At 71.9% G+C, this 20,794-nt stretch carries 19 protein-coding genes; 10 read left to right on the forward strand and 9 right to left on the reverse strand.

What is annotated here, in order from left to right; translation table 11 throughout:
- Positions 1-29 precede the first annotated feature (29 nt).
- From AC07AB_RS17380 to AC07AB_RS17395, 4 genes are all read right to left on the reverse strand, one after another.
- The gene (locus AC07AB_RS17380; protein ID WP_478567022.1) at positions 30-1,439 is read right to left on the reverse strand and encodes a metallopeptidase TldD-related protein; all 1,410 of its coding nucleotides are present in this window, start codon (positions 1,437-1,439) and stop codon (positions 30-32) included.
- A gap of 97 nt (positions 1,440-1,536) precedes the next feature.
- Positions 1,537-3,075 (reverse strand): TldD/PmbA family protein, encoded by a 1,539-nt coding sequence (locus AC07AB_RS17385; RefSeq protein WP_478567025.1) that lies wholly within the window; start codon positions 3,073-3,075, stop codon positions 1,537-1,539.
- 154 nt (positions 3,076-3,229) lie between these two features.
- Positions 3,230-3,454: a DUF397 domain-containing protein gene (locus AC07AB_RS17390; protein ID WP_478567028.1), complete on the reverse strand. Its 225-nt coding sequence runs from the start codon at positions 3,452-3,454 to the stop codon at positions 3,230-3,232.
- Positions 3,455-3,533: 79 nt separating this feature from the next.
- Positions 3,534-3,755, reverse strand: a complete 222-nt coding sequence (locus AC07AB_RS17395) for a DUF397 domain-containing protein (protein WP_478567031.1) — start codon at positions 3,753-3,755, stop codon at positions 3,534-3,536.
- Between the two features lie 445 nt (positions 3,756-4,200).
- On the opposite strand from AC07AB_RS17395, the gene fabG reads away from it, so the two are divergent.
- The 3 genes from fabG (at position 4,201) to AC07AB_RS17410 (ending at position 6,388) form a co-directional block, all read left to right on the forward strand.
- Positions 4,201-4,905, forward strand: coding sequence for a 3-oxoacyl-[acyl-carrier-protein] reductase (gene fabG / locus AC07AB_RS17400; RefSeq protein WP_478567033.1), 705 nt, complete (start codon positions 4,201-4,203; stop codon positions 4,903-4,905).
- Between the two features lie 5 nt (positions 4,906-4,910).
- Positions 4,911-5,681, forward strand: a complete 771-nt coding sequence (fabI, locus tag AC07AB_RS17405; protein ID WP_478567036.1) for an enoyl-ACP reductase FabI — start codon at positions 4,911-4,913, stop codon at positions 5,679-5,681.
- Positions 5,682-5,881: 200 nt separating this feature from the next.
- A complete protein-coding gene (locus AC07AB_RS17410) occupies positions 5,882-6,388 on the forward strand; it encodes a hypothetical protein (RefSeq protein ID WP_478567039.1) in 507 nt (168 codons plus the stop codon).
- 93 nt (positions 6,389-6,481) lie between these two features.
- Here the strand turns inward: AC07AB_RS17410 and AC07AB_RS17415 are convergent, their stop codons facing one another.
- Positions 6,482-7,165: a FadR/GntR family transcriptional regulator gene (locus AC07AB_RS17415; protein ID WP_478567042.1), complete on the reverse strand. Its 684-nt coding sequence runs from the start codon at positions 7,163-7,165 to the stop codon at positions 6,482-6,484.
- Positions 7,166-7,249: 84 nt separating this feature from the next.
- Between AC07AB_RS17415 and AC07AB_RS17420 the strand changes: the two genes are divergently transcribed.
- The 4 genes from AC07AB_RS17420 (at position 7,250) to AC07AB_RS17435 (ending at position 10,316) form a co-directional block, all read left to right on the forward strand.
- Positions 7,250-8,551, forward strand: coding sequence for a CynX/NimT family MFS transporter (locus AC07AB_RS17420; protein WP_478567045.1), 1,302 nt, complete (start codon positions 7,250-7,252; stop codon positions 8,549-8,551).
- A 127-nt stretch (positions 8,552-8,678) separates the two neighbouring features.
- Positions 8,679-8,795: an SGM_5486 family transporter-associated protein gene (locus tag AC07AB_RS17425; RefSeq protein ID WP_478567048.1), complete on the forward strand. Its 117-nt coding sequence runs from the start codon at positions 8,679-8,681 to the stop codon at positions 8,793-8,795.
- 166 nt (positions 8,796-8,961) lie between these two features.
- Positions 8,962-9,168, forward strand: a complete 207-nt coding sequence (locus AC07AB_RS17430) for a hypothetical protein (protein WP_478567051.1) — start codon at positions 8,962-8,964, stop codon at positions 9,166-9,168.
- Between the two features lie 596 nt (positions 9,169-9,764).
- Positions 9,765-10,316, forward strand: coding sequence for a SixA phosphatase family protein (locus AC07AB_RS17435; RefSeq protein ID WP_478567053.1), 552 nt, complete (start codon positions 9,765-9,767; stop codon positions 10,314-10,316).
- A 147-nt stretch (positions 10,317-10,463) separates the two neighbouring features.
- Here AC07AB_RS17435 and serB read toward each other — a convergent pair whose 3' ends face one another.
- Both serB and AC07AB_RS17445 read right to left on the reverse strand, forming a co-directional pair.
- Positions 10,464-11,714 (reverse strand): phosphoserine phosphatase SerB, encoded by a 1,251-nt coding sequence (gene serB / locus AC07AB_RS17440; RefSeq protein ID WP_478567056.1) that lies wholly within the window; start codon positions 11,712-11,714, stop codon positions 10,464-10,466.
- 261 nt (positions 11,715-11,975) lie between these two features.
- Positions 11,976-13,631 (reverse strand): streptophobe family protein, encoded by a 1,656-nt coding sequence (locus AC07AB_RS17445; RefSeq protein ID WP_478567059.1) that lies wholly within the window; start codon positions 13,629-13,631, stop codon positions 11,976-11,978.
- A 233-nt stretch (positions 13,632-13,864) separates the two neighbouring features.
- On the opposite strand from AC07AB_RS17445, the gene AC07AB_RS17450 reads away from it, so the two are divergent.
- Entirely contained in the window at positions 13,865-16,498 is a 2,634-nt protein-coding gene (locus AC07AB_RS17450; RefSeq protein ID WP_478567062.1) for an ABC transporter ATP-binding protein/permease, read from the forward strand.
- A 143-nt stretch (positions 16,499-16,641) separates the two neighbouring features.
- On the opposite strand, the gene AC07AB_RS17455 is transcribed toward AC07AB_RS17450, so the two are convergent.
- Entirely contained in the window at positions 16,642-17,382 is a 741-nt protein-coding gene (locus AC07AB_RS17455; RefSeq protein WP_478567065.1) for a transglycosylase SLT domain-containing protein, read from the reverse strand.
- Positions 17,383-17,706: 324 nt separating this feature from the next.
- A complete protein-coding gene (locus AC07AB_RS17460; RefSeq protein WP_478567068.1) occupies positions 17,707-18,408 on the reverse strand; it encodes a nitroreductase family protein in 702 nt (233 codons plus the stop codon).
- 466 nt (positions 18,409-18,874) lie between these two features.
- Between AC07AB_RS17460 and AC07AB_RS17465 the strand changes: the two genes are divergently transcribed.
- Both AC07AB_RS17465 and AC07AB_RS17470 read left to right on the forward strand, forming a co-directional pair.
- On the forward strand, positions 18,875-20,032 hold the full coding sequence (locus tag AC07AB_RS17465) for a GAF domain-containing sensor histidine kinase (protein WP_478567071.1): 1,158 nt from the start codon (positions 18,875-18,877) through the stop codon (positions 20,030-20,032).
- Positions 20,025-20,705 carry a response regulator gene (locus AC07AB_RS17470; RefSeq protein WP_478567074.1) on the forward strand — a complete coding sequence of 227 codons (681 nt, stop codon included), beginning with the start codon at positions 20,025-20,027 and terminating at the stop codon, positions 20,703-20,705. The genes AC07AB_RS17465 and AC07AB_RS17470 overlap by 8 nt, the downstream gene beginning before the upstream one ends.
- Positions 20,706-20,794: the final 89 nt, after the last annotated feature.

Raw genomic sequence — 20,794 nt, forward strand, 5'->3', positions numbered from 1 at the left:
GGATGGTCGGGACCAGTCTATTCGGCGGTTCACACCCCCTGGCTGACGGAGCTCATGTTGAAGTCCGGCACCCGCAGCGCGGGCATCGCGGCCCGGGTGAACCAGTCGCCCCACTCGCGCGGCAGCGTGGGCTCGGTGCGGCCCGCCTCGGCGGCGCGGGAGAGCAGACCGACCGGCGACTCGTTGAAGCGGAAGTTGTTCACCTCGCCGACGACCTCGCCGTGCTCCACCAGATAGACGCCGTCCCGCGTCAGCCCCGTCAGCAGCAGGGTGGCCGGGTCGACCTCGCGGATGTACCACAGGCTCGTCAGCAGCAGCCCGCGCTCCGTTCCCGCGATCATCTCCTCCAGCGAACGGGTGCCGCCCCCGTCGAGGATGAGGTTGTCGACGCTCGGGGCGACGGGCTGCCCCGTGAGCGCGGCGCTGTGGCGCGTGGCCAGCAGCCGGTTCAGCACCCCGTCGCGGATCCAGTCGGTGGCGGTGAGCGGCAGGCCGTTGTCGAAGACCGACGAGTCCTCCTCCGAGGAGTGCGCGATCACGAACGGCGCCGATTCCAGACCCGGCTCCGCCGGGTCGCTGCGCAGGGTGAGCGGCAGCTCGGACAGCCGCTCACCGATACGGGTGGCGCCGCCGGGCCGGGAGAAGACCGTACGGCCCTCCACCGCGTCCCGCGCGGCCGACGCCTGCCACTGCTGGTAGATCATCAGGTCGGCCACGGCCGTCGGCGGCAGCAGCGTCTCGTACCGCCCCGCCGGCAGCTCGGTGCGCCGCTCGGCCCAGGCGAGCCGCCGGGCGAGGCCGGCGTCCAGCGCCGCCGGGTCGACGTCCTTGAAGTCCCGCGTGGCCCGCCCCGCCCAGGCGGACCGCACCGGCCCGCCGTCCTGGCCGGCGGCCTTCGCGTTCAGCTCCAAGGTGCCGGCGGGCTGGTCGTGGCGGAGCCGCAGCCCCGTGGAGGTGCCGAGGTAAGTGGAGGCGACCTCGTGGCTGGCGAAGCCGTACAGCTTCCGGCCGTCCGCGCGGGCCCGTGCGAAGGACTCGCCGAGCGCCGGGGCGAAGTCCGCGAAGACCTCGGAGGAGGTCTCGGCGGGCGCGTCGGCGAAGTCGGGGGAGTGCGGCACGCCCGCCACCAGCGGCCGGGCGTCCTCGGCCGGCCCGGCGGTCCGCGCGGCCTCCTCGGCGGCCCGTACCAGCGGCTCCAGCTCGTCGGCCGTGACGGCCGAGCGGGACACGACGCCGCAGGCGGTGCCCTGCGCCCCGTCGACCGTCGCGACGACGGTCAGCGCACGGCCGCGGGTGACGCCGTTGGTCGTCAGCGCGTTGCCCGCCCAGCGGAGGTTGGCGGTGGACCGCTCCTCGGCGATGACCACGCAACCGTCCGCGCGGGACAGCTCCAGGGTCCGTTCGACGATCTCGTGGGGCTTGCTGCTGCGAGGGCTCATCGGCCGGCCTCCTGGGCGGGGTGGTGGCGGTGCTGTCCGAGGGCTGCTGGGAAAGGCCGTGCCGCCGGGCACGCGGCGTGCGGCAGGCGGCGGGCCATCAGCCGGCCTCCTGCGTGGTGTTGAGAATGCTGACGCCCTCGAAGAGCGCGGAGGGGCAGCCGTGCGAGACCGCCGCGACCTGGCCCGGCTGGGCCTTGCCACAGTTGAAGGCCCCGCCCAGCACGTACGTCCCCGGGCCGCCGACCGCGGCCATCGAGCCCCAGAAGTCCGTGGTCGTGGCCTGGTAGGCGACATCGCGCAGCTGACCCGCCAGCCGCCCGTGCTCGATCCGGTAGAAGCGCTGCCCCGTGAATTGAAAGTTGTAGCGCTGCATATCGATGGACCACGACCGGTCGCCCACCACATAGATGCCGTGCTCGACGCCCGAGATCAGCTCCTCCGTGGACGGCCCCTCCGGCGCCGGCCGCAGCGAGACGTTCGCCATCCGCTGTACGGGCACATGGCCCGGCGAGTCCGCGTACGCGCATCCGTTGGACCGCTCGAAGCCGGTCAGCTTCGCGATCCGCCGGTCCAGCTGATAGCCGACCAGCGTGCCGTCCCTGACCAGGTCCCAGGACTGGCCGGCCACGCCCTCGTCGTCGTAGCCGACGGTCGACAGGCCGTGCTCGACCGTGCGGTCACCGGTCACATTCATGATCTCGGAGCCGTACTTCAGCGTGCCCAGCTGATCGAAGGTGGCGAAGGACGTCCCCGCGTACGCCGCCTCGTAACCGAGCGCCCGGTCCAGCTCCGTGGCGTGGCCGATCGACTCATGGATCGTCAGCCACAGATTGGACGGGTCCACCACCAGGTCGTACGCGCCCGCCTCGACGCTCGGGGCGCGCATCTTCTCCGCCAACTGCTCCGGGATGCGCGCCAGTTCCGCGCCCCAGTCGTAACGGCCGTCCGTCAGATACTCCCAACCACGCCCCACCGGTGGGGCGATCGTCCGCATCGAGTCGAACTCACCGCTAGACGGGTCCACCGCGACCGCCGTGAGCTGCGGGTGCAGCCGGACGCGCTGCTGGGTCGTCACCGTGCCGGCCGTATCGGCGTAGAACTTGTTCTCGTGCACGGTCATCAGCACCGCGTCCGCGTGCGTCACCCCGTCCGCGCCCAGCAGCCGGGCACTCCAGTCGGCCAGCAGGTCCGTCTTCTCCGCGTCCGGCACGGTGAACGGATCGACCTCGTACGAGGAGACCCATGTGCGCTCCGCGTGCACGGGCTCCGCCGCCAGCTCCACCCGCTCGTCGGAACCGGCCGCCGCGATCACCCGCGCCGACAGCTTCGCCATCGCCACGGCCTGCCCGGCCACCCGGGCCGCCGCGTCCATCGTCAGATCCACCCCGGACGCGAACCCCCACGTCCCGCCGTGCACCACGCGGACCGCGTAGCCCAGATCCGTGGTGTCCGAGGCCCCCGCGGGCCTGGCATCCCGCAGCCGCCACGACGCGCTGCGCACCCGCTCGAATCGGAAGTCGGCGTGATCGGCCCCCAGCGCCCGCGCCCGGGCCAGCGCCGCGTCGGCCAGGGGGCGCAGCGGCAACGCGAGAAACGACGCGTCGATGTCGTTGGAGTGTGGCGAAGCAGCAGACACGGCATCCTCCGGTAGTGGTTCCTGCGCATCATGCCGCTCGGGTGCCCCGATGCCCAGCGCCTTTCCTGTTGGCTTGCCGCCTGGTCTTGACATGCGACGGTGGCCGTCGCGCCCCGTTGCTGGGGTGCGGTGGCCACCGTTCATTCGTCGGGGTTCAGAGTTCCCCGGATATGACGCCTTCGCGGAAGGCGGTCCATTCGGAGGCGTTGAACCGCAGCGGTTCGTGGTGGGTGTTTTTGGAGTCGCGTATGGCGACCGCCCCGCCGGGCAAGTCGGCGATCTCTACGCAGTTGTTCTCCGGGCCGCTGGCCGCAGCTTTACGCCAGGTGGCTGCGGAGAGGTCGAAGGTGTACAGCTCTGCTTTGCGATCGTCGTTCACTTGCGTTTCCCCCTGTCAACCGTGGTGATCGTGGCACCTCGTTGCTGGGGTGCGGTGGCCACTGGTCGTTCGTCGGGGATCAGAGTTCCCCGGATATGACGCCTTCGCGGAAGGCGGCCCATTCGGAGGCATTGAACCGCAGCGGTTCGAGACTGGTGTTCTTGGAATCGCGGATGGCGATTCCGCCGCCGGGGAGGTCGGTGATCTCGACGCAATTGTGCTCCGCTCCACTGGCGGAGGACTTGTGCCATTCGGCACTGGAAAGTTTGTCGGCGTGGAGCTCCGGCTTCCGGTCGTCCACTTTCGGTGACCTTCTTCCATCTCGGTGATCCGTACGAGCGAGTCCTCCACTGGCAGGGCCGCCGCACGGATGCGCTCGAACACCTTGGCGCAGGGCGCAGCGTCATCGCCCTCAACGTACGTCGCGCCGCTGAGGTCTCCAAGAGCACGACAAGAGCACGACGGCCAGGGGTCGGTCGGGTGAAGGTGGTGAGGCTGCACCGGCCCAGTGCCCCGGCCCGATGCCGTCCGCCTGACACGCACGGCGGCGGAGGTGCCGGTGGACAGGGGCTTACGGTCGGGCGCCCCGCCGACCTCGCGGAGTCTTTGACCGGGGCCGTTCGCGTCCACTTCTGTAGAGACCCGACAGGGACCGCCACTCGCCCCTGTCGGAGCTCGATTCTCTCTACGGCGACGTGGACCGATACGTTCGGTGTATCCAGCACCACCTACGAAAGGGTGATCCGTTGAGCCGCTCGGTTCTCGTCACCGGAGGCAACCGGGGCATCGGCCTCGCCATCGCCCAGGCCTTCGCCGACGCCGGCGACAAGGTCGCCATCACCTACCGCTCCGGTGAGCCGCCGGCCGGGTACCTGGCCGTGAAGTGCGACATCACGGACCCCGAGCAGGTCGAGCAGGCGTACAAGGAGATCGAGGAGAAGCAGGGCGCGGTCGAGGTGCTGGTGGCCAACGCGGGTGTCACCCGTGACCAGCTGCTGCTGCGGATGTCCGAGGAGGACTTCTCGTCGGTCGTCGACACCAACCTCACCGGCACTTTCCGGGTCGTCAAGCGCGCCTCGAAGGCCATGCTCCGCGCCCGCAAGGGCCGGGTCGTGCTCATCTCCTCCGTCGTGGGGCTGATGGGGTCCGCGGGACAGGCCAACTACGCCGCCTCCAAGGCCGGGCTGGTCGGCTTCGCCCGTTCCCTCGCCCGTGAGCTGGGCTCCCGTAACATCACGGTCAACGTCGTCGCCCCCGGCTTCGTCGACACCGACATGACCCGTGTGCTCACCGATGAGCAGCGCAAGGGCATCGTCGGGCAGGTCCCGCTGGGGCGTTACGCGGAGCCGGCCGAGGTCGCCGCCTCGGTCCGCTTCCTCGCCTCGGACGAGGCCGCATACATCACTGGAGCCGTCATTCCTGTCGACGGCGGATTGGGCATGGGTCACTGATCAGTATGAGTGGAATCCTTGCAGGCAAGCGCATTCTGGTGTCGGGCGTCCTCACGGAGTCCTCGATCGCCTTCCAGGCCGCGAAGGTCGCCCAGAACGAGGGCGCCGAGGTGATCCTCACGGGCTTCGGCCGGCTCTCCCTCGTCGAGCGCATCGCCAAGCGCCTGCCCAAGCCGGCCCCGGTCATCGAGCTGGACGTCACCAACCAGGAGCACCTCGACGGGCTGGCCGACAAGGTCCGCGAGCTCCAGGGCGACGGCGCGGGCCTGGACGGCGTCGTGCACTCCATCGCCTTCGGCCCGCAGGGCGCCTTCAACTTCCTGGAGGCCGGCTGGGAGGACGTCTCGACCGCGGTGCAGGTCTCGGCGTACTCGCTGAAGTCCCTGACCATGGCCTGCCTGCCGCTCATGGAGCACGGCGGCTCGGTCGTCGGCCTCACCTTCGACGCGCAGTTCGCCTGGCCGAAGTACGACTGGATGGGCGTCGCCAAGGCGGCCCTGGAGTCCACCAACCGCTACCTCGCGCGGGACCTGGGCGCCAAGAACATCCGCTGCAACCTGGTCTCGGCCGGCCCCATCAAGTCGATGGCCGCCAAGTCCATCCCCGGCTTCGAGGAGCTCGCGGACGTCTGGAACCACCGCGCGCCCATCGGCTGGGACCTCACCGACCCGGAGCCCGCCGGCCGCGGCGTCGTCGGCCTGCTCTCGGACTTCTTCCCGCGGACCACGGGCGAGATCGTCCACGTCGACGGCGGCGTGCACATGATGGGGGCCTGAGCGCTCACGACCCGCGCAGGCCCGTACGGACCGACGTACGCGACGACGCCCCGGAACCCGCAGCGCGCGGGGGCCGGGGCGTCGCCCGTTCGGTCCAGCAGCCCGGGCGGCCGGGGGGTCTCGCCGGGCACTGTGGAAGGGCGTTCCCCTTGAGGTGCAGCCGCGGCAGACCGCCGCGGTACGGCCGAGGAGGTGCCGCCATGCGCACGCCCCGCCGCCTGGCCGCGGCCGCCCTGGCCGTCACCGGTCTCGGCTTCGCGGCCCTGCCGCCCACCGCGGCGGCCGAGCACGCCGCGCACATACGGGTCGACCGTTCCGCGGACGTACGAGCCGAGGCCGCACCGTCCATACGGGCCGAGGACGTACGGGCCGGGGACGTACGGGCCGGGGACGTACCGTTCGTGCAGGCCGAGCACATACCGGGCGTACGAGCCGAGCACGTACCGCTCGTACGGACCGAGCGGCCGTCGCCGTCGGCGGACCGGTCCGAGACGCAGTGCCGCGCCGAGATACGCGGCTCCCACGCCACCGCCGACTGCTTCAACCCCAACGCCTTCGCGGACCGGGTACAGCTGCACGTCGAGTGCGCCCGCTGGTGGGACCCCGACATGGACGGGGCGAGCACCGCCGTCGGACCCGCCCAGCACGTCTCGCTCGCGGGGCGCTGCTGGAAGGAGATCCGCGCGGCCTGGGTGACCCATCATTGAGGCGATGGCCCCGGCGGCCTTCCGGGTCTTCCGTCCGTCAGCCCGTCAGCCCGTCAGCCCGTCAGTCCGTCAGTCCGTCAGTCCGTCAGTCCGTCAGCCCCGGGTGCCGTGCGCCGGGCGGCAGCCGAAGGGGGGCGCCGCGGCCTCGGCTGCCGCCTTCTCGCTGTCGCCCGCGCGGATCGCGGCCACCAGCCGGGAGTGGTCCACCAGGGCCTCCGGCCGCAGCTCCGTGCCGACGTCCGCGCGCAGGAAGTCGCGCAGCACCCCGCCGAGATCCGCGTACAGCTCGATCAGCACCTCGTTGTGCGAGGCGGCCACGACGGCCGTGTGCAAGGTCGCGTCGGCCTCCACGAACAGCTCCGCGTCCCCCGACTCCCACGCCCGCTCGCGCCGGTCGAGCAGCGCCTCAAGCTGCCGCAGATCCGCCTCGGTGCGCCGCCGGGCGGCCAGCGCCGCGGCCTTCGTCTCCAGCGCGCCGCGCAGCTCCGTGACGTGTTCCGGGTCGGAGTCCGCGAAGCGGCGGAGCATCACCCCGGCCAGCTCGCTGGTGGCGACGACATACGTGCCCGAGCCCTGCCGGATGTCCAGCAGGCCGTTGTGCGCGAGCGCGCGCACCGCCTCCCGGACGGTGTTACGGGCCACACCGAGCTGTTCGACCAGCTCGGGCTCGGTCGGGATGCGGGAGCCGACGGGCCACTCGCCGGAGGTGATCTGGTTCCGCAGCCCGGCGATCACCTGGTCGGCGAGGGCGGAGCGCCGGGGCGAGTTCAGCGGCATAACGCTCCTGAGCGTGAACGGTGGAAGCGGTCCGCCTCATGAGAATCGGGGCAGCTATTCATCCCATGATCCTATGATGGGCCAATGGCAGATGAAGAGGTCATGACGAGCAGCCCCGGCGCGGCGGACCGCGGCCACGAGACGCCGAAGGCACCTGAGGCGCCGGGCTCCCGTGGCGCCGACTCGCGGTGGCTGCGCCCGCTGGTGATCGCGGGCCTCGTACTCGCCGCCCTCAACCTCCGCCCCGCCGTCACCAGCCTCGGCCCCCTCCTCAAGGAGGTGCGCACCGGCCTCGGCATGAGCGGGGCCGTCGCCGGACTGCTCACCTCGGTGCCCGCCCTGTGCTTCGCCGTCTTCGGCTTCGCCGCGCCCCGGCTCTCGCGCCGGTGGGGCCCCGGCACGGTCGTCTGCGCGGGCATGGCGGCCATCGCCGCGGGCCTCGCCCTGCGGCCGTTCGCCGACGGCACGGCCGCTTTCCTTGCCGCGAGCGCCCTCGCACTGGCCGGCATAGCCGTCTCCAACGTCCTGATGCCGGTGATCGTCAAGCGCTACTTCCCCGACCGGGTCGGCTCGACGACGGGCGTCTACTCCATGGCGATGGCCCTGGGCACCGCGGCGGCGGCCGCCGCGACCGTGCCCATGACCCATGCGCTGGGCGGCAGTTGGCGCCTCGGGCTCGGCGCGTGGGCTGTGCTCGCCGCCCTCGCGGTGGTGCCCTGGACGGCCATCGCCCGCGACCGTACGCACCGGAGCGCGCCGAACGCCGCACCCGGCGGGGGAGCGGGCACCGCGCCGGGCGAGGCCCGCGCCCCCATCACCCGCTCCGCCACCGCCTGGGCCATGGCCGTCTTCTTCGGCCTCCAGGCCACCGGCGCGTACATCACCATGGGCTGGATGCCGCAGATCTTCCGCGACGCGGGGATGTCCGCCTCGACCTCGGGGGTGCTGCTGGCCGTGGTCATGCTGGTGAGCGTGCCGCTCTCCTTCGTGCTGCCGCGCGTAGCCGCCCGGCTGCGCACCCAGAGCCCGCTCGTCGTGCTCCTCGGCTTCTTCGGTCTCACCGGCTATGCCGGGCTCTACCTCGCTCCGGCCGGGGGCGCCTGGGCGTGGGCGCTGCTGATCGGCATCGCCAACTCCGCCTTCCCGCTGGCCCTGACGATGATCGGGATGCGGGCACGGACCAGCGCGGGCGTGATCCGCCTCTCCGCCTTCGCACAGAGCACCGGCTACCTCATCGCCATCCCCGGCCCGCTGCTCGTCGGCGTGCTCTACCAGCACAGCGGCGGCTGGGGGCAGCCGATCGCTCTGATGGCGGCTCTGTTGGTGCCTCAGATCTTCGCGGGGATACTGGCGGGCCGCGACCGCGTCATCGAGGACGAGGTCTGACGGGCGGTTCCGGCGGGCAGGTCTGGCGGGCAGCTGATGGGCAGGTCCGACCGGCAGGTCCGGCGGGCTCCGGAGCGAGTGCCGGACCCCGCGGCGCGACCGCCGGGCAGGGTGGGAGACTTGCCCCATGCCCGTGCTCGATGAGAACCCCAAAAACGGTCAGAAGACCCTGCTGACCATCCTCGGCGTGATGCTCGTGATCACCGTCGTCATCGCGGTCATCGCCTCCATCGCGTCCCCCTGACCCCCGCCGGCGGCCCCGATGGTGGGGTTAGCCCTACCACCCCTAGGGGAGCTGGCTCAGGGAGAAGTGGGTGGGTCACCGGATGGGCTGGACGACCCCCGCTCCATAGGTTTGACGTACACCGCGAATCAGCGGTGCCCGATCGAACCGCCCGGAGGCGATCCCCGTGTCCGCCGACACGCACACCCACATCCCCGTTCCCCGTGCCGTGCAGACGCGACTGCCCTGGTGGGCCCTGGCGCTGCCCGCCGTGACCTTCGTCGTGCTGTTCGTCCTGATGGTCTCGCCCGCGGCCGCGGACTCGGTGAACGCCGACTCGGCCGCACACGCACTGGAATTGGTCCGGAACATGCTCGGCGGCCTGCTGTCGTAATGGCTGTAGTGGTCGAAGCGGCTGTAGCGGCTGTAGCGGCTGTAGCGGCTGTACGGGTCGTAGCAGCTGTAATGGCCGTGATGGGCCGCGCGGCGCGTCGGGGATCGTACGGGTACGTCGTCCCATAGCCCCGACCCGAGCCGCCCGGCGGCAGTAGAGACCCCTGACCCCTGCGGGCCTTCGCCGACCGGGGCGTAAAGCCCGCCCCCATGCCCGAGCCGCCTCCTTTCCTCCCCACCGGCACGACGCTCACCGTGGGCTGGGTGCGGGAGGCCGCGTCCGTGGAAGCCCTGAATCCGCCGGGGCCGGCCACCCGCCGGTACGGAGTGCCGGGACACGTCCGGGGAGCTCCGGGCATCTCGTTCCGTGAGCCGGTCCGTCGTTCCCATGAGCCGGCCCGGCGCTCGCGCACCACGGCGCGGAGCGCGCACAGCGCGGTAGCGGCAAGCGGAGAAGGGCTTCGGCGCGGTCGGCGTGAGCCGCGCGCTCAGGCGCCCGGGCGCCGGTCGAGGCGGTCAAGGCCGCGGCGTCCCCCGGCGTGAACGAGGCTTTCAACACCCCGCGCCTCACGGACGGTTTCATGCGAAGCTGGAGGTATGAGCGCCGCCGCATCTTCCCGGGGTACGACCCCCCAAGCCACGGAATCCCGCAGGATCGTCATTCTCCGGCACGCCAAGGCCGACTGGCCCGACGTGGACGACCACGAACGTCCGCTCGCGGAGCGCGGCCGCAAGGACGCCCCGATCGCCGGACGCCGCCTCGCCGACGCGGGCATCAACCCCGACCTGGCCCTCTGCTCGACCGCGGCCCGTACCCGCGAGACCTGGAAGCTCGCGGTCCACGAGCTGCCGCAGCGCCCCAGGACCGTCTACGAGGACCGGCTGTACGAGGCCAGTCTGGGCGAACTCATCGCCGTGCTCAACGAGACCGCCGACGAGGTGCGCGACCTGCTGATCGTCGGCCACAACCCCGGTATGCACGCCCTGGCCGACGCCCTCGCGGGCGAGTCCGAGGGCGACCTCCTGCCCCGTATGAACCGCTCCGGCTTCCCGACCGCCTCCATCGCGGTGATCGCATTCGACGGCTCCTGGAAGGGCGTCGAGCACGGCATCGGCCGCCTCGTCGAATTCTGGGCCCCGCACGAGTAGCCCATCAGCTCATCGGCCGGACCCGACAGCGCACTGAGCCCCGGAGCCATCGGCTCCGGGGCTCCTGTCCGTAGTCTGCGGTCTGTGTCCCGCCTCACCCGTGGGCGGTACTGGCGCTGGTGGCGGCCTGTGGTCCGCGGCCCGCCCTCACTCGTGGGTGTCGGCCGCCTCGACCTCTTCGCGGGTGATGCCCAGCAGATACAGGACCGTGTCCAGGAAGGGGACGTTCACGGCGGTGTGCGCGGCCTGCCGCACCACCGGCTTCGCGTTGAACGCGACGCCGAGACCCGCCGCGTTGAGCATGTCCAGGTCGTTCGCGCCGTCCCCGATCGCCACGGTCTGATCGAGCGGCACCTTCGCCTCCTCGGCGAACCGGCGCAGCAGCCGGGCCTTCCCCGCCCGGTCCACGATCTCCCCGGTGACGCGGCCGGTCAGCTTTCCGTCCACCACCTCAAGGGTGTTGGCGGAGGCGAAGTCCAGCCCCAGCCGCTCCTGGAGGTCGTCCGTGACCTGGGTGAAGCCGCCGGAGACGACCCCGACCTGGTAGCCGAGCCGCTTGAGGGTGCGGATGAGCGTACGGGCGCCAGGCGTGAGCCGGACCTCCGCGCGCACCTTGTCCACCACGGACTCGTCCAGCCCCGCCAGCAGCGCGACCCGCGCGTGCAGCGACTGTGCGAAGTCCAGTTCGCCGCGCATCGCCTGAGCGGTCACCTCGGCGACCTCGGCCTCGCAGCCCGCGTGCCCCGCGAAGAGCTCGATGACCTCGTCCTGGATGAGGGTCGAGTCCACGTCCATGACCACGAGCCGCTGCGCCCGCCGCTGGAGGCCGGACGCCACGACGGCCACGTCCACGCCGAGCCGCGCCGCCTCGGTGGCGAGCGCGGTCCGCAGCACGGGGGTGTCCGCCCCGGAGACGGCGAACTCCACCGCCGTGACGGGGTACTTGGCGAGCCGGAAGATACGGTCGATGTTGCCGCCGGTGCCGGTGATACGGGCGGCGATGGCCGCCGTCGACTCGGCGGTCAGCGGGTGGCCGAGCACGGTGACATGCGAACGGCCCGTACCGCGGGGCCGGTTGTCGCCCCGGCCGGAGATGATCTCCGCCTGGAGATGCAGCGACTCGGCCCAGCTGTGCACGGTGGCCCGCAGCTCGCCTTCTGTGGCGCCGCTGCCGGTGGGGGCGGTGATCAGTGCACAGAGCACGATCCGGCCTCGGGTGACGACCTGCTCGATGTCTATGACATCCACCGACCAGGCGGCGAGGGTGTCGAAGAGCCCGGCGGTGATGCCGGGCCGGTCCTTGCCGAAGATCTTGACGAGGAGGGTGGGGGAGTCGTCCCCGGCTGGACCGGAGACGGCGGGGACGCCGGAGACGGGCGGAGTCTGCGATGCGCTCATGGTGCTCATACGGTATAGGGCGGCGCGCGGGAACCGTACAGGTGTCCCGGGTGCTGGGATGCCGGGCGCCGCGCGGGCGGCGGGTCCGGGGCGCTGTCGCTCCGCTGCCGCGGACCAGCCGGCGGCCTCGGTGAGTGGCCGTGAGCGGCCGTGAGCGGCCCCCGACGGCCGCGCCGCGTGGGGCCTATGGGATGTGTGGGACCTGCCCTGGGCCCCTGGGCTCACCCCGCCCCGCCCCCGGACCCGCCCCCGGACCCGCCCTCAGCCCCGTGGCCGCCCCGGTCCGCCGCCCCTCCCGCCCGGTTCCCCCGGCGGGGGCGGCGGCGATGGCGGCCCCTCCTCCGGAGGCCGCCGGTACGGGCGGCGCGGCGGGGGTTTCGGCGCGCCGGTCCGGGTCGGGGCCGAGTACGGCTCGTCCGAGGCGGGGCGCAGATACGGGTTGGTCTCGTCGTGCGGGCGGTATCCGGAGGAGGGGTTGTACGGGCCCGGCCCGTACGCCAGGTCCGGATAGGTGCGCGAGCCGTCGAACCCCGGCCCGCTCCCGCCGCCCCGCCCCCGCGCGTACGGGCCGGCCCACCGCCCCGCGGCCCCCGTCGCGCACGCCAGCAGTCCGCCGACGGCCCCGGCCGCTGCCCCCCAGACCGCGCCCAGCAGCAGCGCCGCCACCGCGTGCCCGTGCAGGTCGATCCCGGCCCCGAACGCGTCGAAGCCCAGCACCGACAGGCTCGCGTCCGCCTTCACCCGGGTGAGCCACACCAGCAGCGGCAGCGACAGCGCCGTCACCGCGCCCAGCCACACCGCCAGTCGGGCCGCGAAGGCGAGCGGCCGCAGCCCGCTCCGGGGCGTACGGGCCGCCGCGAGCACCCCCGTGGCCAGCATCGTCAGCGCACACGCGACCACCAGCAGCCACACCCGCCCGTCCAGTTCCGCCAGCCGCCCCACCGTCACCGCTTCGTCCGTCTTCGAGCCGAGCAGCTTGTCGAGCGGGTCGGGCAGCAGCCCCACCAGCGCGCCGGACGCCTTGCCGTGCCACGGCACGAAGAGCCCGATCGGGAGGCCGAGCCAGACCCCGTTCGGGGCCGCGAGCAGTGCGGAGCCGAGCACCCGGCGCGGATGGTCGTCGCCGATGGCCGCGTACACGGCCGCCGCGAGCCCCGCGCAGACCGCGAGCACCAGCGCCGCGCGCAGCGCCGAGGCCACCGGCCGTACGGTCCGGTGCAGCACGTCCCAGCCCCGCGGCAGCGGCGTGCCGCGGGACGAGAGCAGCGCGATCAGCAGCACCGCGAGCACCCACAGCGCGCCGCCGGACAGCGAGGCCCCCGTCCGTACGCTGAAGCCGACGGCCGCCTTGGCGTTCGCCAGATCGGCGAGCCCGTTCGCGAGCCCGCCGCCGAGGTCCCCGAGATCGCCGAGGCCCGGGACATCGACGCCCGTGCGCCCGCCGCCGATCTTGTCGAGGCCCAGTTCCGAGCCGTCGATCGTGACGGTGTCCGAACCGGCCCAGGCGAGCACGCCGAGCAGCACGAGGAAGAGGGCGGTCACGGTCGCCGCGCGCGCCGCCAGCTCCGTGCCCCGGATCGTCGCCCCGGCGGCCCGCAACGACCGCAGGAACACCCAGCCGAGGAGGAGCGCGCCCACCAGGCTCACGCCCAGTGGCGCGATATCGATGGCCGTACGCGCCTGCGCGCCCTCCAGACCGAACGCCTTGAGGTCGCCGGAGGGGGTGACGGACCCGCCGACCGCGAGCACCACGGCGGCCGCGGTCATCGGGCCGAGCCGGCCCGCGCCGTCCGCCCCGAGCAGCTTCAGACCGAGCGCCGCCACCCCCGCCATCGCCAGGAAGGCCCAGCTCACCGCCGCCAGGGAGGTCAGGACGATATCCGCGCCGCGCGCCGTTCGCCTACCGCTGGTGGTCATCACGGCCCCCCGATCCACGCCGATTGCCCGGATACCCGCGACCCGTGCGTATCCGTGGGCGTTACCACTCTCCGGGGGTGTTTCGGTCGCGTCAACGGGCCCCTGTTACGGGGCCCTGATCAATCCCGACTTTCAGATGAGGGACTGTGCCTGAAATAGTTCCTCCCGATGTTCGCCATCCCTAGACTCCCTGTCGTGGGGGGTAATTCGGGGGACAAGTAGTGGGGCATGGAGTGCCGGAACTCGTACTGGAATTGAACGGACAGACCTGGACACTCGATCCATCCAGGTCATACACCCTTGGGCGGGATCCGCACGGGGACATGGCGATCGAGGACGCCCGGGTCTCATGGCGGCACGCCACTGTGCGCTGGGACGGGCGCAGTTGGGTCATCGAGGACCATGGGAGCACCAACGGCACGTATGTGCAGGGGCAGCGCGTCCAGCGGATGGAGATCGGTCCCGGCTCGACCGTCCACCTCGGCAACGCGACCGACGGGCCGCGGCTGATTCTCTCCGGCACCGCCGCCGCCCCGGGCGCGGGGTTCCCCGGTGCGCACCCGGCGAGCGCGGCGCAACCGGCGAACGCCGCACCGCCGCAGGTCGCGCAGGACGTGCGGGCCCCGGCCCCGCAGCACCAGCAGTCCGGCCCCGGCTGGTCTCAGCAGCCTCCGCAGCACCAACAGCACCAGCAAACTCCGCAGCACCAGCAGCCCGCGCCGTACCAGCAGTCCGTACAACCCCAGGCCGGCTGGCAGCAGCCGCACCAGCAGCAGGCGCACCAACCGCCGCAGCAGGCGTACGTACCCGCGCAGCAGCAGCCGGGCATGGGCGGCCAGGCGGCGCCGCCGGCCCACGGCGACCGGAGCCCCACCACCTTCCACCAGTTGGCGTTGGGCCGGTTGATGCGCATCGGCCGCGCGCTGGAGAATGAACTGGTCGTCTCAGACCTTCAGGTCTCCCGTTATCACGCCGAATTCAAGGCCGCCCCGGACGGCCGCTTCGAAATCGTCGACCTCGGCAGCCACAACGGCACCTATGTCAATGGCCAGCCGGTCCGCCATCAGATCATCGGCCCGAACGACATCGTCGGAGTCGGCCACTCCACTTTCCGGTTGGTCGGGGACCGGCTGGAGGAATTCGTCGACACCGGCGAGGTCTCCTTCTCGGCCCGCCATCTGACCGTCACGGTCGCCGAGAACAAGACCATCCTCAAGGACGTCTCCTTCGGCGTCCCCGAGAAGTCGCTGATCGCGGTCATCGGCCCGTCGGGCTCCGGCAAGTCCACCCTGCTGCGCGCCCTCACCGGCTACCGCCCGGCCGACCAGGGCGAGGTCCTCTACGACAACCGCAATCTCTACAAGCAGTTCGCCGAGCTGCGCCAGCGCATCGGCCTGGTCCCGCAGGACGACATCCTGCACAAGGAGCTCAGTGTCCGAAAAGCGCTGCGGTACGCCGCCAAGCTCCGCTTCCCCGGTGACACCGCCGAGAACGAGCGAGAGGCCCGGATAGGCGAGGTGCTGCGCGAGCTCAAGCTCGACATCCACGCCGACAAGAAGGTCCACTCCCTCTCCGGCGGCCAGCGCAAGCGCGTCTCGGTCGCCCTGGAACTGCTCACCAAGCCGTCGCTGATCTTCCTGGACGAGCCGACCTCCGGCCTCGACCCGGGCATGGACCGCGACGTCATGCAGCTGCTGCGCGGCCTCGCCGACGACGGCCGCACCGTCCTGGTCGTCACCCACTCCGTGGCCGAGCTCGCCAGCTGCGACAAGCTCCTGGTGATGGCCCCGGGCGGCTCGGTCGCCTACTTCGGCCCGCCCGACGAGGCGCTGAACTTCTTCGGCTACAGCACCTGGGCCGATGTCTTCTCCGCCTTCGAGAACTACCGCGACTACGACTGGTCGGGCCGCTGGCGCGGCTCGCAGCACTACCAGATGTACGCCGCCGACCTCGACGCCGCCGCGCCCCAGCAGGCGTACGCGCAGCAGGAGCGGCCGCCGGCCCGGGTGCCCAAGCCGCAGAACTGGGGCTCCCAGCTCTGGACGCTCATGCGCCGCTACACCTCGGTCATCGCCTCCGACCGCGGCTTCATGGGGCTGATGCTGATCCTGCCCGCCGTGCTCGGCGGGGTGAGCTGCGTGATCCCCTCCGACTTCGGGCTGGGTGCGCCGACGAAGGGCCACTTCAACCAGGACGCGGGCACCATCATGCTGATCCTCGCGGTCGGCATGTGCTTCTCGGGCGCCGCCAACTCCGTCCGCGAGCTGATCAAGGAACGGGTGATCTACGAACGGGAGCGGGCCGTCGGCCTGTCCCGCTCCGCCTATCTGATGTCCAAGGTGATCGTCCTCGGTGTGATCACCGCGATCCAGGGCGTCATCCTCTGCGGGATCGGCCTCTCGATCCGCGAGCTGCCCGAGGAGGGCGTCATCCTCGGCAACCTCCCGGCCGTGGAACTGTGCCTGGTCATCATCGCCCTCGGCTTCACCTCCATGATGATCGGCCTCGTCATCTCCTCGCTGGTCAAGACCGCCGAGAAGACGATGCCGCTGCTGGTGATGTTCGCGATCGTCCAGGTGGTCTTCACCGGCATCCTGTTCAAGATCTATGACTCGCCCGGCATCGAGCAGTTCGCCTGGCTGATGCCGTCCCGCTGGGCGGTCGGCGCCGCGGGCGCGACGCTCGACCTGGCGCACATCATGACCCCGATGGACAAGAGCGACCCGACCAACCTCGACCCGCTGTGGGAGCACTCCGCGGCGACCTGGGGCCTGGACATGGTCGTGCTCATCGCCCTCGGCGTCGCCTGCGGCATCGCGGTCGCCCGGCTGCTGCGCCGCCACGAGCCGGAGGTCATGCGCAACTAGGGACCACGCCGTGCCCGTGCCCGTACCGCCCGTACGGACAGCCATACGGACGTACGGGCACGAGCACGCGAAAGGGCGGCCGCACCCATCACGGGGTGCGGCCGCCCTTCGGCGTGTGGCGGCGGCTCGCTGCCGGGCCCGGCTCAGTAGGCCGAGTTCACGTTGTCCATCGAGCCGTAGTTGGCTGCCGCGTACTTGCAGGCGGCGGTGATGTTGGCGACCGGGTCGTAGATGTCCCAGGACGTGCCGTCGACGTGGTACTGCTTGAAGGTCGGGTCGATGACCTGCAGCAGCCCCTTGGACGGGATGCCCGCGATGGCGTTCGAGTCGTAGTCGTTGATGGCCTGCGGGTTACCCGTCGACTCGCGCATGATGTTGCGCTTGATGCCGTCGTAGCTGCCGGGGATGCCCTGGGCGTGCAGGATGTCGAGCGACTGCCGGATCCAGCCGTCGAGGTTGTCGCCGTAGCTGGGCGCGGCGGGCTTGGGGGCGGGGGCGGCGGCGCGCTTCTCCGAGCGGTTCGCGGCCTCCTTGCCGGAGCGCTCCTTGCCGGCCTTCGCCTTGGCGTCGGCGGTGGCCTTCTCCACGGCGGCCTGGGCCTTCTTCTTGGCGTCGGCGGCCTTCGCCCGAGCCTCGGTCTTGGCCTGCGCGGAGGCGGTGTCGGACTGCTTGGTCAGCGCGTCCTGCTGGATCTTGGTGCCGAACGTGGCGGAGTCGTGGGCGACCGGCTTGACCGCGATCGACTGCGTGTCGCCGTTGGCCTCGGCCGAACCGGGCACAGCCGCGAAGGTCACGGCGGCGACACCGGCGGCTGCGATGCCGGCGACGGAGAACTTGTGGACCTTGGAGAGACGGCTGTAGCCAGGAATGGTGGGGACGGGCATGCGGAGGTGACCTCTTCCAATCGCTTGAGTCGCAGTGGCCGGATCGGCGCGGGGAACGCCGCTTCTCGATCGACGGCGCCCTGCGACTCGGCAATTGTTAGCGGCCGCAAAAAGCTGTGGCAAAGGTGTGACGTACTACCCGGCTTCGTGGAACACGGGGGTGTTCGGGGCAGCGCGAACGCCCCGCATACCCGTTTGCAACCCCGTTATGCGTCCACTACCCCGGCTCGTAAGTGATCTGCGCCCTATGCGCGGGCTCACACCGGGCGGCCCCTCGTCTCGCCCGGTGTGAGCGGATAACCGCGGAGTGTGGCGGTATGGCCCTCAGATCTCGATCATCACCTGATCCAAGGACTTGCGGACCAGGTCCGGCACCTCGCAGTCCGCCGCCGGGTAGCCGACGGGGAGCACCGCGAACGCCTTCTCGTTCACCGGGCGGCCCAGCACCTCGCCCAGGAAGCGCATCGGGCTCGGCGTGTGCACCAGCGCGGCCAGCCCCGACAGATGCAGCGCCGAGAGCAGCATCCCCACCGCGATGCCGACCGACTCGTCCACGTAATAGTGCTTGCGCTTGGTGCCGTCCGGTCCCAGCCAGTACCGCTGCTGGAACACGACTATCAGCGCCGGAGCGTCCGTGAGGTGCGGTTTCACCTCGTCCGTGCCCAGCGGCCGCAGCGCCGCCAGCCACTCCTCGCCGAGCCGCCCCTCATAGGAGACGTGTTCCTCCTCCTCCGCGGCCCGCCGGATGCGCCGCCGCACCTCGGCGTCCTTGACCAGGACGAAGGTCCAGGGCTGCTGATGCGCGCCGGACGGCGCGGTGGCCGCGCAGGCGATGGCGTCCCTCACCACCTGCTCCGGCACCGCGTCGGTCGAGAACTGCCGTACGGTCCGCCGCCCGTCCATCCGCTCCCGCAGCTCGGCGGCGCGGGCGAGCGACTCGGCGGCGGACATCCGGGCCGGCCGGTAGGGCACCGTCCGGTAGGGGTCGCCGTGCGTCGGGGTCCAATTCCTCGTCGGTGTAGGCATGACCCCGAGTCTGATCCCCGAAAGGCTGATCATCAATGGGGCGGGATCAGGTGAATAACTCCGAACTCACGGCATGGGCAGTCTTGTTCGAAAGTCGCCGCATAGCTACTGCAAAGCAATTCCCGAACTGCCGGTTCCGCCGGTATCGGCAGATGCGACGCCTCCGGTTCATGCGCTCCCACCGGCGGCCCGTCCCCCGCCGGCACCGCGCGTACCCCTCGGACCCCTCGGACCCCTCGTACCCCTCATGCCTCTCGTGCCTCTCGCCACGAGCCACGATCAGCCGGCCGCCCGCGTCGAGAAGCGTGCCGCCGGTCGTGGCGCCACCGGAAGAACGGCCGGGCACCGCCCGCCCCGGCTGCCGGACCCGCCGCGCGAAGGCACTTCGACCTAGGTCATGAGGGGTAGGGAGCACGCCTCCGCAGGCCCGATACGCCCGCGCCCGGCCGCCGGTACGGTGACCGGCATGAGCAACGGAAACGGCCAGGGCCCGCCCACGGGCCTGGCCGCGGTGAGCACCGCGCTGCTGGCCATGAGCAGACATCTGGAGGTCCACGACGTCCTCAAGACGATCGTGGTGTCCGCCCGCGAACTGCTCGACGCCGAGTACGCGGCGCTCGGCGTCCCCGACGACCACGGCGGCTTCGCCCAGTTCGTCGTCGACGGCGTCAGCGACGAGGAGTGGAAGGCCATCGGCCCGCTGCCGCGCCAGCACGGCATTCTCGCCGCTATGCTCCACAAGGCCACCCCCGAGCGCCTCGCCGACGTGCGCGAGGACCCCCGCTTCGGCGGCTGGCCCGCCGCGCACCCCGACATGTCCGACTTCATCGGCATGCCGGTGGCCGACGGCGACGAGGTGCTCGGCGCGCTCTTCCTCGCCAACAAGAGGTGCCCCAGACCGGCGGGCGGCTGCGGCTTCACCGCGCAGGACGAGGAGCTCCTGCGGATGCTCGCCCAGCACGCCGCCATAGCGCTGACCAACGCCCGCCTCTACGAGCGCAGCCGCGAGCTGACCATCGCGGGGGAGCGGGCCCGCCTCGCCCACGAACTCCACGACGCCGTCGCCCAGAAACTCTTCTCGCTGCGCCTGACCGCCCAGGCCGCCACCGCCCTCGTCGACCGCGACCCGGCCCGCGCCAAGGGCGAGCTCCAGCAGGTCGCCGCGCTGGCCGCCGAGGCCGCCGACGAGCTGCGCGCCGCCGTCGTGGAGCTCCGCCCCGCGGCCCTCGACGAGGACGGCCTCATCGCGACCCTGCGCACCCAGATCCAGGTGCTCGACCGGGCCCACACCGCCGGCGTCACCTTCGACTCCCACGGCGTACGGGCCCTGCCGGCCGCCCAGGAGGAAGCGCTGCTGCGCGTCGCGCAGGAAGCCCTGCACAACGCGCTGCGGCACTCCGGGGCCGAGCGGGTCGACGTCACGCTCGTCCGCCGCGGCCAGGGCGCGCTGCTGCGGGTCTGCGACGACGGCCGCGGCTTCGACCCGTCCGCGGTCCGGCGGGCCGGCCGCCACCTCGGGCTGGTGTCGATGCGGGACCGGGCGAGCGGGGTCGGCGGCAGGATGACCGTGAAGTCGGAGCCCGGAAAGGGCACCGCGATCGAGATGGAGGTGCCCGGTGGCTGAGCACACGGACGGTCCCAAGGCGGCCGCGGGCGACGGGCGGGCGATCCGGGTGCTGCTGGTCGACGACCACCAGGTCGTCCGCCGCGGGCTGCGCACCTTCCTTGAGGTCCAGGACGACATCGAGGTGGTCGGGGAGGCCGCCGACGGCGACGAGGGCGTCGCCCGCACCGAGGAGCTGCGGCCCGACGTCGTCCTGATGGACGTGAAGATGCCCGGCACCGACGGCATCGAGGCGCTCCGCAAGCTCCGCGGCCTCGACAACCCGGCCCGGGTCCTGATCGTCACCAGCTTCACCGAGAAGCGCACCGTGGTCCCCGCGCTGCGCGCGGGCGCCGCGGGCTACGTCTACAAGGACATCGACCCGGAGGCGCTGGCCGGCGCCATCAGGTCCGTACACGCCGGGCATGTGCTGCTCCAGCCCGAGGTCGCCGGGGCGCTGCTGTCGCAGGACGAGGGGGGCGGCGGGCACGGGCGCGGCACGACCCTGACCGAGCGGGAGCGGGAGGTGCTGGCCCTGATCGCCGACGGCCGGTCCAACCGGGAGATCGCCCGGGCCCTCGTCCTCTCGGAGAAGACCGTCAAGACCCATGTCTCCAACATCCTCATGAAGCTCGACCTCGCGGACCGCACCCAGGCCGCGCTGTGGGCGGTGCGGCACGGCATCGGGGCCTGAGCCCCGGCTGAGCCCCTGGCAGCCCTGCCGACGCCTGAAGGCCCCTGGCAGCCCTCCGACACGGCCCACGCACGGCTCGGCCCCGCAGG

The sequence above is a fragment of the Streptomyces sp. NPDC044033 genome (assembly GCF_056434425.1).